This window comes from Aliivibrio kagoshimensis (assembly GCF_050337105.1).
Lineage (GTDB): Bacteria > Pseudomonadota > Gammaproteobacteria > Enterobacterales > Vibrionaceae > Aliivibrio_A > Aliivibrio_A kagoshimensis.
The window spans coordinates 159,326-174,985 of the sequence record NZ_JAKJSQ010000004.1 but is presented as its reverse complement, the minus strand read 5'-3'; the positions used below and the strand labels follow the sequence as shown (position 1 = coordinate 174,985).

The window sequence follows — 15,660 nt, the reverse complement described above, 5'->3', positions numbered from 1 at the left end:
GTATTACTAGCATGTTTCATACCATGATAAATATATCAATATAAACAAGTTGTTAAATTGTGGTGTGGTGAAAGATAGAGAGCGGTGTTGTAAATAATTTCGACACTTTAATAGCGGTAAGCCTTCGTTTAATGACAAACTATTAATCGCATTAGACAGTTGCTAATCAAGATTAAAAACGGATAATTGATCCAAAGTCAGTCACACATTGAGAGTATGATGCAAAATCACGAGTTTTGGCACAGTAAGTGGGCAGCAAATAACATTGGATTTCACCTTAATGAAGAGAACCCTTATTTGGTTAACTACTGGAGTGCACTGCAACCCAAAAGAGACGATAAAGTGTTGGTGCCACTGTGTGGTAAAAGTGTGGATCTCACCTGGCTGGCTATGAAGCATGAGAGTGTCACTGGTGTTGAATTGAGTGACATTGCGGTGAAAGCGTTCTTTGCTGAACAGCTTTATACACCGACAGTCACTTCGTTATCTAGCTACCATCAATTGTACCAATTTGATGAAATTACCATTTATAGTGGTGACTACTTTGATGCCCCAATAAAGAGTTTTGATTTGATCTATGATCGTGCAGCACTTGTTGCGTTGCCTCCTGAGCTACAAAATCGTTACGTTGAAAGAACATTGAGCTTATTAGCACCAGGTGGCCGTATGTTGTTGATGACTATAGATTATGACCAAACAGAAAAAATGGGTCCGCCATACGCAATAAATCAATCAAGGGTAGAGCAGCTGTTTGAAGGATGTAAGGTACGTAGGTTGTATGATGATGCCGCTGAGCCCAATCATCCTCAAATTAAAAAAGGGCTCAGCCGTTTTAGTGAACAGGGTTGGATCATCGAAAAGAACTAACGTTACAATTCATCCCAAACCATCTTCTTTCGATAGATGGTGGATGGACTCACCTCGAGCAGTACTGCGGCTTTAGGGATATTCCCTGTACATTGTGCGATGGCTTCTTCGATGGCCTCTTTTTCAACTTGCGCTAGGGGAATGACTTTATTATTGCGTATCTCCCCCCCTTCCGTTTCATACTTATATTCTTTATTCGCCACCTGAGGTGTGACTGAATGCTGTTCCTGTTGCCACTGAATAGGTAAGTGAGACAACTCGACCTGTTGCTCGTTATGAAGGACGACAACGTTGCGGATAGTATTTTGCAACTCACGAATGTTACCCGGCCAAGGGTAATTAAGGAAATGTTGTTCAACCTCCGGGCTAAAGCGTTTGAAATCACGGTGCTCTTCACCACTAAACTGCTCAAGGAAAGCATTGGATAACTCTAAAATATCATGACCTCGTTCCCTTAATGGTGGCAGTTGAATGGGAACGACATGAAGGCGGTAGTAGAGATCTTCTCTAAAATTTCCGGCATTAACTTCAGCAAATGGATCTTTGTTTGTGGCACATATGATTCTAATATCGACCAGTTCCTGTTTACCACTGCCCACTTTTTGAAAGGTACCAGATTGAACAAAGCGCAATAATTTGGTCTGTAAATCCAAGTCCATTTCGCATATTTCGTCAAGAAAGAGGGTGCCACCATCAGCCAAACTGGCTGCTCCTAGTCGTTCATTTAGCGCGCCAGTAAATGACCCCTTGATATGGCCGAACACTTCACTCTCCATTAGATCTTTAGGGATAGCGCCACAGTTTAATGCGATGAAAGGTTTACTACTTCGTGGACTTTGCTGATGTATTGCTTTGGCACAAACTTCTTTTCCTGTCCCACTTTCACCGGTAATGAAAATAGTTGCTTTACTGGAGGAGGCGGCATCAATGATTCGATACACGGCTTGCATCGGTAAGCTTGAACCAATGAAGCCATGATAGTTTCGGCGTTCAAGATCTTGAATGTCGGTGATGAGGTTGGTTAAGCGCTGTTTTTCTAATACATTTTTAACTGTGGTTCTGATACGTGCAGCATCAATCGGTTTTTGCAAAAAATCTTGAGCGCCCAGTTGCATTATCTCTACGGCTATATCGATAGAACTGTAGGCGGTCATGACAACGACAGCACTAGGGTATTTGTGTTCTTTTATCCATACCAATACTTCTTGACCTGAGATATCAGGCAACTTTAAATCGAGCAGAATGAGGTCAGGAACCTGAACACGAATGCTCTCTTTTGCTTGTTCTCCATTAGTAACTACGGTTAATACAATCGCTTCATTGGCTAAATAGTGTTGATAAGTAGACGCTAATGACGGACTGTCTTCAATTAATAGTACTTTTGGTAAGGTCGGCATAATCTACTCCAGTCAGATGTTCTCTTTGTGTTGATTTAAGGCAGTGAGTGATTCACTAATGAGTATCGATAGATGGGAAAATGACACACTCATGGAACGGAAATCTCTGCACTCATACTCCATTTTTTTTGCAACGTCTTGTAGGGCGGCTAACCCGACATTGCCTGCGCTGCTTTTTAAAGTATGAAACTCAGTCTCCAGACCGTCCCAATCCTTAGTATTGAGCAGTGCTTCAATGTCGGTTGTTCGTTTTAACGTCTCTTCATGAAATGTGTCTAAAATGTCAGTTAAAATGGGTTTAGGAATATCTTTAAGCAACTGTTCTATTACGGCTTCATTAAGTATAGGTTGTGAACGAGAAATGGTGTGTTCAAGCACAATTTGTGAGGTCGCTTCTGTCGTGGTGGTGTTCAGCCATTTATTCACACTGCTCCTAAATAGATCTTTGTCTAATGGTTTAGTTAAGAAATCGTCCATGCCAGAGTCTAAACACTCCTTTTTATCTTCGGTAAAGGCATTGGCAGTCATTGCAATAATCGCAGTCTGATGGTTTAATCCTGCGCCGCTTCGAATGAGCTTAGTCGCTTCTATCCCATCCATAACGGGCATTGCTAAGTCCATTAATATCAGATCAAACTTTTGCTGTTTAGCAAATTCAACGGCGTATTTTCCATTTTCGGCAATAGTGATGTTGCTGCTGATGCACTTTAGCAGTGCATTGGCAACCGCTTGATTAGTTGGGCTATCTTCTACCAGCAGTATGCTTGGTTGATCACAAGGCGGTGCGGTATTAGGTTCAATTTGTCGCGGTTCACGCTTTTGCCCATACAGAGACAGCTGCTCTCTATGACAGCGGTCTGCGGTAAGCAACTGCATTAAAGAGTCAAGTTTAATAGGGGTTGTCAAATAACCATCGTAACCTTTTGGTTTTAAAGTTTGATAGATGCTCTGTTTTTCAATAGGTAATAAATTAATGAATTTAAATGTCTCTTTAGGTAAGTCTATAAACTCTTCACAGCGGTAGCCACTGCTATCATTATCAATGAAAATGATTGATTGTGTGGTTGAGGAAGCGTCAATTTCTTCGATGCTGTGAAGGGAAATCCCGAGTAGAGAGAGTTGCTTTTTTAGGGCTGAACTGAATATTTCATTATCAATTGAGTGAAAATAAGCAATGTCCTGTATGGCTGAGAGCTGTTCATCAGTGACGATATGTTCTGAGTGAGCTGCAGGAAGAATCGGGAGCCAAATATTGAATGTAGATCCCAGGCCTTCTTTACTATTGACGGTAATCTTACCGTTCATCAGTTCGATAAGACGTTTACTGATTGCTAGCCCTAAGCCACTTCCTGAAAAACGGCGGTTGTTATTACTATCAGCTTGAATGAATTCAGCAAATATCATTTTCTGATCCTCTTCGCTAATTCCAATACCAGTATCAGAAATGGTAATTTCAATGCCATTTGTTAGGTTAAGGCGAATGAACATCTCTATGCCACCCTGCTCAGTAAACTTGATGGCATTGCTTAATATATTAATCAAGATTTGACTCACTCTGAGCGGGTCACCAAAATAGCTCTGGTTCAAATGTGGGTCGAGGACCAAATTGACGGAGATGTTTTTCTGCTGGGCCTGAAGTGAAAATAGGCTAACCACGGCTTCCGCAGTTTGGTGTAAGCTGAACCAGTCTTCTTGGAGAATTAAGTGGTCAGACTCAATTTTACTAAAATCCAGTATGTTGTTGATTAAGGTGATGAGAGTATGTCCACCTTGAGAAGCGACTTGAGCCAACTCTTTTTGTTCATTGTTTAATGGCGACTCTAACAACATATCCGTCATGGCGATAATCGCATTTAACGGGGAGCGTATTTCGTGGCTCATGGTTGCAAGAAAGCGGCTTTTGGCTTGGTTCGCAAGTTCGGCATTTTGGCTCGCTTGTTTGAGCTGCTGTTCATTCTTCTTTTGCTCACTGATATCAACAAAGTGAGCGACATAGTGAGTAACTCTATTCTTTTCATCTTTCACGGCGCTAATGCACAAGTGTTGTGGGTAGAGTTCGCCATTTTTTCTCTTATTGATGATTTCACCTTGCCACTGGTTTGTCAGTAATAAGACCTCCCACATCTCTTTGTAGAAACTGTCATCATGCTGACCTGAAGCGAGAATACTCGGTTTCTGTCTTAATACCTCTTCATTACTAAAACCAGTCACTTGAGTAAATGCGGGATTTGTGCGAAGAATAAAGCCTTCTTTGTCAGTAATAAACATCGCTTCTATTGAGTCAAAAGCGTGGGCCGCAAGACGCATCTCTTGCTCAGCATAGAGTTTTGGTCGTATGTCACGAATAAAAGCGGTGAATAACGTGTCATCACCTAACTGAATAGGGGAGATAACCACTTCGATAGGAATGAGGTGTCCATTTTTATGACGGGCTTTCCAAATGAATATCTGGTCAAAATCATAGTTTTTCTCGTTGGTAACGTATTGGTTTGAATGCTTTTCAAAAAGACTGTTATAGGCTGGTATTAACCGTTTTTCAATGATTGAAGAGCCTAATAATTCAGATTGATTCCAACCAAAGATCTCCTCTGCTTTATTGTTGAATTCAATTACTTTATTTCGATTATCTATGGTGATGATGCCATCTAAAGAAGAGGAGAGGATCGCTTTGTAAAGAGTGGTGCTTTTACAGGCTAACGAGGCGATCTGTTTTTGATCTTTTATGGAATCATTTAGATTTTGATGCGACTGAGCAAGATGGCGTGACATCTGGTTAAAGGCAAGGACGATATGGTTGATGTCACTGTTGTCATTCACTTCAATCTGATGACCTGGCCCCATATTACTGATCATGTTTACGCCATGTTTTAAGCTATAGAGTTGACGGTTAAGCCAAGTACTTAATAGGTAAATAAGGAAAGTAATGCATAGCAGTTTAATCACAATTAGTGCCAGTCCCCAACTTTTAACTTCTTGAAGAATATGTGCAATAGATCCTATCTCGAAGGTCATTTTGACATTACCGAAATATTCATCTCCTTCGTTGATCGGCACTTCGATGGTGTAGAGGTTTTCTTTATTTATTTGATGGGAATGCACTCTGCTCTGTTCAACCATCACATTATTGATACCAGTGATGCTGACATGAATCAGGTCTTTGTCTTTAATCACGGTGTTAAGCAGTTTGTCGAGCTTAGTGGTATTGTTTTTAACCAGAGATTCACACGCCGCTGCCGCTAATAGGTTGCCGGTATATTCAGCGTGTTTTGCTAATTTGGTTTGATGGTATTTCTGCAGAGCAAACAGACTGGCACCAATCAATAGCACTAATAGAACCACTTCTACTATTGCAATGGTAGAGAGGGTTTTAACTCGTAATCCCATCGCATGCCTCCATGTGAATTTACTTTACACTTCTACATTAAACAGGTGAATAGCCTTAAGTTTTGTGCAAATCCTACTTATAAGTGTAGGTGCAAACTTTTCTAGTTGTCGTATTTTTCGGCATAACTCATCAATCAATTTTGGGTTATCTTTATCATTAATTACCACCCCAAGAAGGCTGACTTTAGTTTCATTAAGACGGTTGATGGCCGACTGCAACATCTCCTCAGTAGTGGTGCCTGCAAGTACAACCAAAATGGAACTATCGCAGGCTGCAGCTATCTGTTCGGCTGGTAAGTTCTGTTGGTTAAACTGGTTTATGGCCCCTGCATCAATCAAAACCGTGTCGAATTTCGTCAACCATAGTTCGATTTGACTCTGCAATGAACCTGAACATTTCATTAACTTATTTTGACTATCAGAGATGCTGATACTAGTAAAAACACTTGAGCTATGTTTCATATTAACTAAGGATATTTGCTGGGTTTCCTTATCATTAACAATGGTATCAACCGCTAAAATTGGTTCAATACTGGGGTGATAGAGGTTTAAATCAACGATCAGTGTTGAGCGACCATTTAACAGGTTTCGTTGAGCCAACGCTGCCAGCAACGTGCTGCAACCTTCTCCTTCAGAAGTGCTCATTACCGCCATAGAGCGTATATTTTGGCGACACATCTGAAAATAGATTTGTGCCATCTCCTGATATCGCTGTAACTGGTCAGCAACACTGTATTCAACCGTGTCCATGTTCATGTCTGCCTCCAAATGTGGTCATGGTTTACAAAAGTCCAAGTAGCACAGCAATAGAGACCATCTGGAATATGTCGGTTAGGCTCTCTCTTGCTTTGACCAATGAGCTGTCATCTTTATTAGGAATGTAGATAGTGTCGCCCACTCGAATCAGTGGCAGCTTAGTAAAGTTGGCAGTACGGCTAAACTCTAAAAGATCAAAGCTGGTGGCTTGGTCTTTACAACAAGAGACATTAACGACTGTTATTTTTTCTAAATAGGCGTTATCTGTAGGGCCACCTGCTTCTGCCAGTAGATCCAAAATGGTCATGGTGTCATTAAATTGATAACGACCAGGACTATTGACTGCGCCAAGCACACGAATGGTGGTCTCTTTTGATTGACTTAACCACATTCTGTCTTTTTCTGGGATGTAGATACTGTCCCCAGTTTTGATATCAGGAAGTAAGTTCTCATCGCCAGTTTCAAAATACATGGCCAAATCCAGTTTACTGACTTTGGCTTTTACTTCACCTCGATGACTCACACGAATGTTGCGAATATCAGCGTTCTGAGTAGGACCATCTGCGGCAGAGAGCAGATCCAAAAATGACATATCGTTAGTGAAACGGTAACGCCCCGGTGAGCCAACTTGACCAAATATATAGATAGACTTATCCGCAGATTGACGTACCCATTGCGATTTATTGTCCATTGGGTCTAATGGCAGTTCATGTACTCGAATCACGGTACCCGCGATGATGGTAGGTAGAGCTTGAGATTGACCAGACGATTTGATGTAGCTGTCGAGATTAAAAATGACTTTTTGTTGCTGTTTACCTTGAGGAATCAACATCTCAATGGTGCTGGTGTCCGCTTTTGACGTTGGGCCTCCGGCATGCGCAAGCAGATCAAGTAGGCTCATCTCATTTGACCATTCGTAGCGACCTGGCTTTTCAACTTCACCAATCACATTAACGGCTCTGTTGGGTGAGATTTTTAACCAAGACTTTTCGTTAATGTCTGTTTTTTCAGGGATGAATATCGCATCACCCGGTCCAATAGAGGGGATATTAGTGACAGTACCGTCTGCATAAGCCGTCATATCAAAAGGGATAACCTTACCACTTGATTTGATGATTTTTATCTGTCTACTCTCGGCGAATCGGGTTGGACCACCCGCATTGGCCAGTACATCCATAAAGGTTGCGCCAGCTTTTCCCTCGTAGGCTCCAGGCTTAAATACTTCTCCCATGACGTACACGGTGTTTGAGCCCGCTTTTATCTCCTCCTCTTGGCGAGGGACAAAAACCGTGGCCCCTTGTTGCAAACTTGGCAGTAATTCGGCGTTTCCTGTGTCTAAATACCGTTTTAGATTAAACGTGGATGGCACATTGTTATTAATCACTCTGATCTGCTCGACCCCAGCATATCGGGTGACCCCTCCAGAGAGCATCAAGACATCAATGAGTGTACTTCCTTCTTTATAAGAGAACAGACCGGGACTGTTAACTTCACCAAAAATTTTAACCGCTAATTTTGACTCTGACGCATCCCCCGCGACACTCTGTTTAGCGGGATCAAATTCCACCTCAATGTTACCGGTGATAGGAGACGATGGGATAAAAAGGGTATCCAATGAACGAAGCTCTGGAAGCGTACGATTACTACCTGAATTGAGATAGGCTTTATAGTCAAATACAGTTGTTTTTTGCTCTCTGTGCAGTTGAAGTTTATCCAATTGAGCGCCAATTCGTAGTCCACCTGCTTCTCGGAGCGCCATCTGTATATTGGCACTGTTTGGCAGTACGACGGGCCCTGGGTTCTCTACATAACCATACACATAGATCAACAGGCGGCGTTCGTGAATGTAGACATTTAAATTAGATAAGTCCTGAAAAACCTTGCGAAGCTCTTTGGTGATGGTTATTTTCATCTCCTGTTCACTCAGATTCGCCACCTCAATAGCGCCTACTTCAGGTAAAATAACACGGCCACGTTTGTCAACAGCAAATTCGCCATTAAGAGACGCTTCACCGGGAAGCGCAACACGGATAAGATCGCCAACTTGTACTTTGATATCGGCATTGGCGTAACAAGTCGCACTCAATAGGTAAATGGTCAACAATAGGTATTTACTCATTGTTCTGTCCCTCTTTTAGGGTAATGCTCACTCTTCGATTGACTAAACGATTTTGTGGGCTGCTGTCTTCAAACAGTAACTCGTTCTCACCCATGGCAACAATTTCAAACTGTTTAGGGTTCAATCCTAGTATTTGTAAGTATCTCGCCACTTGCTTAGCACGGGCCTCAGAGAGAATGTTGTTATATTCACTGCTGCCGGTTGCATCGGTGTGGCCGTAGATTTGCAATTGATAGTTGGGTTGCAGTTTTAAAAGGGCAACTGCTTCGGCTAATCGACCTATGTATTTAGGGTTGAGCTCACTAGAGTTACTGCTAAATTGATTATCAGAATTCAGTAGGTTTTCGATGGTAGAGGCCATTTGAGTGGCAGATGAGCTCCCAATATGCGCAATGGAACAGTCACCTTCACTATTGACGGCGGTGAGCTGTTTTTCAAGTTGTTCAGTTTGTTGACGTTGAACCAGTAGTGTATTTGCCGCATCAAATAACATCTCAGCTTGTAATTCTCGAGCAATACGGTTTTCACGTTGTTTCAATTGTGAAACGGTTGCAGGGAAACACGCTTGAGCGCCGTTCATCACAAGCATCACTAAAAACTGGCGTTGCAGCTCGTAATCAAAACGCAAACCGTGACTTGCAGAGACAGGTTGATCGGCTTCAACTGGTGCAACTTGAGAGATGCTAAACTCTCCTGCACCACCTTTTCCAGCCTCAGGCCAACTAACACATCCGGTTAACAGGGTGATAGTGAGATAAAGCAGATTAACCTTTTTCATAGTCACTCCTTACTCTGCAGCCCAAGTAACAGGAATAGCTTGTGAGATGCGAAGTAATTCGAGCAGTTGCTTTGGTTGACCTTTCGCCCCAATAAGCTCGAGATGACGCTGACTGCCGTGTAGTCTTTTGTAAAGGAAGACGATGGCACCGATACCTGATGAATCAATAAAATCTACATTACTTAAATCAAGAACAACGTTGTCTGCTGCTGAGTTCATGATGGTCTGTTCTAACTCCTCTCTTACCTCTGTGATATTAAGGGAGTCAAAATCGCCATTAAGCCCGGCAACTATCTGATTGCTATTGTGTGTATCTCGTAGAATCATGTTCATAATATTTCCCTCAATGATTGGTTTCATTATTAATAGAGCAGTAATCGTGCCGAAAATAAGTCATTGATTTAATGAGGTTAAAATTATTTATTCTGATTATGAAGATAAAAAAATTGCAACCTGCATAGCAAGTTGCAAATTGAGAAAGAAAAAGAAAGCTTATTGACCTTGAGCCGTTACCATAATGCGTAATGTTTTAATTGAGATAAAGAGATCCATTTTAAGCCATAGGGTGATAGAGGTTAGATTGAGCGCGTATGAGTGGTCAAAGGTTAACTTAGATCGAACGTCTTCAATACAGGTGTCATACCCTTGACTGACTTGGGCAAGCCCAGTGATACCTGGCACCACGTTGTAGGTTCTTTCGGCAAAGTAGGGGATCTCTTTCTCAAGTTTGCCATACAACCCCGGGCGTTCAGGACGAGGGCCAATGATGGACATATCCCCCATCAATACATTGATCAGTTGCGGAAACTCATCAAGCCGCGTCTTACGTAAAAACATACCCACAGAGGTGATTCTTGGGTCGTTTTTTACCGCCCAAACGGCCCCTGTCTTTCTCTCTGCATCATTGACCATGGTTCGCAATTTAATCATATTAAACAAATGTGTATGATCACCTTCCGTTCGACCAATTCGTGTTTGGTGAAAAAACACAGGCCCCTTAGAATCAAGTTTGATCGCTAAGGCAATAAACGGTAAAAGCGGCATAAAAAGCAGCAGTCCAACTGACGAGAGAACCATATCCATCACTCGTTTACAGGCGATGACATTTGGGTCGATGTAGCTACAGTATTGTCTGTTCATGTCCATAGGATATACCTCGTTAGCTATTTTTTTGAATAAAGTGAGTTTCACGAGAGCGAAGGTATTCCATCGCACCGAGTAGATTTGATAGGTGACCACTGACAATGTATTGCGCTGTTTTAAAAATAAAGGGTGATTGTTTACCCCATAGGTAACCAACCAATGCACAGAGGTAAGCAGTCAGTTGCAAGATGAGAAGTACAGTAAAAAAGAGATTGCAGTCATACAAAAATCCATTTGAAATCAAACAGAAAATCATAAAGAGTGGCATTAAAACGCGTAAATATTTACCAGAGATAAAGATGATAGCCACCCGCGCACCAGCTTGACCTAATAATATCCTGTATAGCGTTAATAGTTGTTGAATATTCCCTGCTGAAATACGACGGCGACGATGGCTATCTTGTTCATCACTGGCTTTTTCAAGTTCAATCGCATTCATGTTTGGTAGGTAAATATTGCGATATCCCTTGGCAACAATCTGCATAGGCAATACGAAATCATCATTGATGATGGTTTCACTCAATGGAGTATAGAGTTCGCTTTTAAACAGATAGAGTGCACCATGGGCACCAAGAGTCGATTCAATATTAGCTTCACGTTGTTTGATATTGCACTGATATTGCCAGTAAACCTCTTCGCCAGTAGAGCCTGGATTAATGACTTGATAGTGGCTGCAAATCACCCCGATTGGTTTCTCAGCAGGATCGGCACGGTGCATATGTTGCGAGGCTATCAAAAAAGCATCGATTGAAATTAGGGCTGATACATCGGTTAATGCGACCCAATCACTCTCTACTTTTTCCATCATGTTATTAATGATTGCTACTTTACCAATGTTCTTTTCTAGGTTGATTAGTTCGACGTGTAGATGCCGATTTTCAGGCTGCTTTAGTGCACGTTTTGCTTTGAAGAAAGTAAGGTCGCTACATCCATCGCAAACAATATAGATGGTTAGTTTATTACTTGGATAATTCAGGCTGCCCAAGTTGTAGATTTTCGCCTCTATGTAAGCTTGCTCATTATAAGCGGGCATGATGATGCTGATGGACGGTAAGTGACACGATTTAATGGGTTTGTTTTTTTGTGTGTTTTTCTTCTTCCCCCAAAATTTAAGCAGCACGGGGTAGCCTACATGGTGATACACAATGGTAGCCATTGCAACCAATGTGAACAGTGGCAAATAACCATACTCAGTTGAATAGAAGAGATAATTCATCATCATAACCTCAATACTTAAGCGCTATGCTTAAGACGTGGTGGAATCGGTGTAGTGTGTCCGAACAGAGATAGATAGGCATTCACCGTCTGGTAGATATCCGCATTCTCTAGAATGAATTGACGTGAGGGCTCAGCTTTCTGACTGCACATAGAAGCGTCTAAGATACTACTGGCTAGCGCGCGACTGCTCCCTTTGGGAACTAAGGTTCCAGTGATAGGGCAGAGCGCTTCCTGGCTGCCGCCTGCGGTGGTCAGTACAACAGGGACCCCGCAAGATTGTGCTTCTAGTGGTGCTAGGGGCATTCCCTCTTCCAGTGAGGGAAGACAGAAGAGGTCGATGGCATGATAGAAACTTGGCATATCTTTCACGCGACCAAGAAGAAAAACTTGGTTGTGAAGCTCTAACTCAAAGATTTTCTGCTTAAGTTTGAGGTATTGAGAACCGAATCCAGCGATGACTAAAATAATATGCTTAGGCAGTCTAGTCATGGCATCAATGAGAATATGATGGCCTTTCTCTGGTTCTAAACGGCCACTCGAACCAACAATGTAGCAATTGTCAGGTAACTCAAACTGTTGACGTGCCTTCTGTTGGTTACCTAGCGTAAATTTATGAGTATCAATCCCATTGTGAATGATGGTGGAACCTGAATAGTTAAGATATTTTTCAATGTCTTCTGATACGGCATGAGCGTCAGCGACAACCGTTGGTTTTAACCAAAAATAGAGCTTTTGTTGAATGTTTCTCTGGTGGTCATCACGTAAGTACCATGAGTCGTGTTCGGTATGAACCAAGGTTGAAATCATGGCCATTCTAGCTGCAACCCCGGCATAAAAAAGAGGGCCAATGTGGTGGGTATGTACTGCAGTTGCTCTAAGTTGTTTAAACAATACTGCGAGCTTGAAGAACAGACTAGTATCAAATTTAGCCGGTTTATTAAGAAAAATAAGACGCTCTTTGATGTTTTCGAGTTTTGGCCAATACGTTAAGCTCTCTTCAAAACTGCCTTCTAAACAGACAATGTAAGTTTGATGATCTTTGGAGATAAAGTGGTTTAAATCTAAAACTAAACTCTCAATACCGCCAGGCTTTAAGTGTTGAATCACTTCAACGATACATGGTGATTTCATACGAGTACCCTCTGTAGAGATAAAATAATTTAGGGAGTTAATAACAATAGAATTGCATAGAGCGTGCCATGTATAAGTCACTGATTTATTGTGGGTGAATGCGTATTTGTAGGGTTTTCTGAGTTTGGGATTGCAGCTTGCAAAGCAGATTGCAAGCTGATATTGACTCCCATCTCGTTAAGAAGAAACTTGGGCCTGAATTGGAGGAATTCGAGCCAGTGTCGGTGTACCAGCAATGTTAAGAATCTGAGATTTGCGGCGAATGGTTGAATCGGATAGTTCAATTAACAGGGCAAGCCCAGAACCAAGCGCGGCCCCTGAAAAGAGACCAAGTATTAAGTAGGTCAACAACGATAAATTGGTAGGCACACTTGGAGTAAAAGGAAGATCAATGATTTTGATGCGCTTCTCTTGTTCATAATCACCCAAGGAGCTAGTAATTTTTGCCATTTCAAAACGTTTGGCAAGGTCATTGTAAAGCTCACGCTTCACCGAAATGTCACGCTCAAGTTGAACCAACAGGCGTTCATGTTCACCAAATTGATTGATTTGCTTAAGCAGTGGTGTGAGCAGCTCTTTCAATCGCTTCACTTCCTCTTGTAAACTGCTTACTTTACTTCTGGCCAATTGCAGGTTTTCCAGCTGGGAAATTAACAAAGGCTGCGATTGCTTGCTGTCACTATCAATTGAAACGGTATTAGCAATATCCCATAACTGATCGCTGTCGATAGTATGATTATCTTGGCTCAGCGACTGTTGGCGTTCGTTCTCTAACATAGTGAGCTGACGTAATATGCCTTGAACTCTACTGTGACCATCTGTGTAACTTGCTCTTAGAATAGCCAATTGGGATTTAAGATTAACGATCTGCTCTTCTAAGCGGCCAATGACCGGATTGGTTTTTGACAGTTGTAGGTTTAAACCGCCAAGATTTTTTTTCGCTCCAGCCAGTTCTGACTCTTTTTCGGCCAGTACTTTTTGTAACTGAGTTAATCGAGAAACATTACTTGAGTGCAATTCAGGCAGCTCTGTCGCGTTCCGATTCTTGTAGTCAGCGAGGCGCTGTTCCGAAATGACCAAATCGGCCTCACGCTCTTTAAGCAGTGTGGCTAAAAATTGAGTCGAGTCTTTCATAGATGAGCGCTCTGGAGCCAAAAGCTGATCAATAAAGTGGTGGCTAATAACACTGAGTGTCTCTTTGATGCCATCTGGGGTACTGGCTTCAACGTCAATACGTATTAAGTCTTTGCCCGCCATCGTTAAAGTAAGGGATTGAGAGAGTTTGTTGATAGCCTGCTCATACTCTTGAGCTGAAGAGTTATCAGTAATAAATCCACGTTCTTTAGCTACTGCACCGAGAATATGTCGACTGTGAAGCAGTGTTTGTAACGCCGCCATACGCTCCTTTAGCATGGCAGAGACAGAAAAATCCTGTAAAAATGGATTCATTTTTGATGTCTCTTGAATCAACATACTGGTGTGTGATTGGTAATTTTTTGGCGTCAAAGTAGCAGCCACAATGCTTAATATTGGCATTAAAAGTATACTGATGACTAAGGTGTACCTTTGACGCCACGCCCCACACATAAACAGATAGAGTCGTGCCGATAAGCTGCTCTTTGGAGTACTCATAAATCACCTAACCAGTGTTGAAGTGTTATCGCTTTTTCCTGCCAGCTCTGTTTCTCTACTTGACGTTGAAGAGAACGTAGCGCTAAAGATATGTGTGTCGATGAGTCTTGTGCGGCTTTAAGAGCTAATACCATTTGATCTGGGCTTCTAACTTGGGTAACGCCTGTTTTATAGGGCTGCAAAGCAGGAAATGGGGTGGAGATGATTGGTTTTCCGACCAGAATATACTCCTGGAGTTTTAGTGGGTTGCATGCCCTAATCTGCTGGTTATCAATAAAGGGAAGCAGCGATGCGGTCCAGTGCTGACTGTAACAAGCAAGTTGGTTATGAGGTTTACTGCCAAGCCAAATGAAATTAGGTAAACGACGTAATCGGGTAATATCCGTTTCAATATTGCCAATAAAAACAAAATGCCAATTGGGCAACCTTGCCATCACTTCACTGAGGAGAGCTTGATCTAACCAACTCGAAATGGAGCCATAGAAGCCAGCGATCGGCTGCCCATCATTGGGAAGATCTAATGCTCTGCTTGCCGGGGTCATAAACTCTTTACAATTAACGCCGTGAGGTAATAACCGAATCTTTTTATTACAACCGCAGCGCTGAACCAAAAGATGGTAGATAGCGACACTGGCAGCAATCACTAAATCTGCTTTTTCGAGTAATAATTTTTCTCTGGCGATAACCGTTTGATGGTCGACGCCAGTTAATGCGGCAAAGTCATCACCAGCGTAGTAAATCACCCCTTTTGAAGGGAGGGCCAAAATGGTGTCAATGGCGGTAGGCAGAGAGGTCCAAATAAGTGTCTCTGTATCAATTGAGGTTTGGTTCGAGATCTGTTTAGAGAGTAGGTGCGCAGCCAATTTTCGTATGGGCCTTGATTGTGGTGCCGGTAAGGTCTTTGGATAAATCAGATTCGATGGCCCGCTGTTGTCAGTTTGGTGTTTAATAGGCTTCACACGATTTGAAGGGAACATTGCGACGACCTTTCGGACGAGACGTTTCGCATCTCTAGCGGTGATCTTAGGGCGACGTAGGCCAATCGAATTGACCCAATCAATATGGTAATCATGGTGTGAGATCAGTTGACTGATTAAGTGTTGAGTGCTGCTTGGCAGTCCGCCCCAATCTTCTCCAAACACAAGCATTGAACGTTGATTTTGATTGTTAGTCTGCATAAGTCATCCCATTTAATCATTACAGTTCCCTTTGGGTATTGCATGAAATGAGCCAGT

Annotated in this window: 12 protein-coding genes; 1 reads left to right on the top strand and 11 read right to left on the bottom strand. The window is 42.2% G+C overall.

The genetic code is table 11. The features are described from left to right. Positions 1–219 precede the first annotated feature (219 nt). Positions 220–867 (top strand): thiopurine S-methyltransferase, encoded by a 648-nt coding sequence (locus L4C32_RS02580; protein ID WP_428195298.1) that lies wholly within the window; start codon positions 220–222, stop codon positions 865–867. A 2-nt stretch (positions 868–869) separates the two neighbouring features. On the opposite strand, the gene L4C32_RS02575 is transcribed toward L4C32_RS02580, so the two are convergent. The 11 genes from L4C32_RS02575 to L4C32_RS02525 form a co-directional block, all read right to left on the bottom strand. Next, positions 870–2,264, bottom strand: a complete 1,395-nt coding sequence (locus tag L4C32_RS02575) for a sigma-54-dependent transcriptional regulator (RefSeq protein ID WP_428195286.1) — start codon at positions 2,262–2,264, stop codon at positions 870–872. A 12-nt stretch (positions 2,265–2,276) separates the two neighbouring features. Beyond that, on the bottom strand, positions 2,277–5,648 hold the full coding sequence (locus tag L4C32_RS02570) for a PAS domain S-box protein (protein ID WP_428195285.1): 3,372 nt from the start codon (positions 5,646–5,648) through the stop codon (positions 2,277–2,279). A gap of 24 nt (positions 5,649–5,672) precedes the next feature. Continuing rightward, on the bottom strand, positions 5,673–6,404 hold the full coding sequence (locus L4C32_RS02565; RefSeq protein ID WP_428195284.1) for a tyrosine-protein kinase family protein: 732 nt from the start codon (positions 6,402–6,404) through the stop codon (positions 5,673–5,675). A gap of 25 nt (positions 6,405–6,429) precedes the next feature. Further along, positions 6,430–8,523 (bottom strand): SLBB domain-containing protein, encoded by a 2,094-nt coding sequence (locus L4C32_RS02560; protein ID WP_428195283.1) that lies wholly within the window; start codon positions 8,521–8,523, stop codon positions 6,430–6,432. After that, positions 8,516–9,301 carry an OmpA family protein gene (locus tag L4C32_RS02555; protein ID WP_428195282.1) on the bottom strand — a complete coding sequence of 262 codons (786 nt, stop codon included), beginning with the start codon at positions 9,299–9,301 and terminating at the stop codon, positions 8,516–8,518. The genes L4C32_RS02560 and L4C32_RS02555 overlap by 8 nt, the downstream gene beginning before the upstream one ends. A 9-nt stretch (positions 9,302–9,310) precedes the next feature. Then, positions 9,311–9,634, bottom strand: a complete 324-nt coding sequence (locus L4C32_RS02550) for an STAS domain-containing protein (protein WP_428195281.1) — start codon at positions 9,632–9,634, stop codon at positions 9,311–9,313. 159 nt (positions 9,635–9,793) lie between these two features. Continuing rightward, positions 9,794–10,441 (bottom strand): sugar transferase, encoded by a 648-nt coding sequence (locus L4C32_RS02545; RefSeq protein ID WP_428195297.1) that lies wholly within the window; start codon positions 10,439–10,441, stop codon positions 9,794–9,796. A gap of 19 nt (positions 10,442–10,460) precedes the next feature. After that, on the bottom strand, positions 10,461–11,666 hold the full coding sequence (locus L4C32_RS02540; protein WP_428195280.1) for a glycosyltransferase family 2 protein: 1,206 nt from the start codon (positions 11,664–11,666) through the stop codon (positions 10,461–10,463). 11 nt (positions 11,667–11,677) lie between these two features. Next, positions 11,678–12,793, bottom strand: coding sequence for a glycosyltransferase (locus tag L4C32_RS02535; RefSeq protein WP_428195279.1), 1,116 nt, complete (start codon positions 12,791–12,793; stop codon positions 11,678–11,680). 177 nt (positions 12,794–12,970) lie between these two features. After that, positions 12,971–14,425 (bottom strand): GumC family protein, encoded by a 1,455-nt coding sequence (locus tag L4C32_RS02530; protein ID WP_428195278.1) that lies wholly within the window; start codon positions 14,423–14,425, stop codon positions 12,971–12,973. Further along, positions 14,422–15,603, bottom strand: a complete 1,182-nt coding sequence (locus L4C32_RS02525) for a glycosyltransferase family protein (protein WP_428195277.1) — start codon at positions 15,601–15,603, stop codon at positions 14,422–14,424. The genes L4C32_RS02530 and L4C32_RS02525 overlap by 4 nt, the downstream gene beginning before the upstream one ends. Positions 15,604–15,660: the final 57 nt, after the last annotated feature.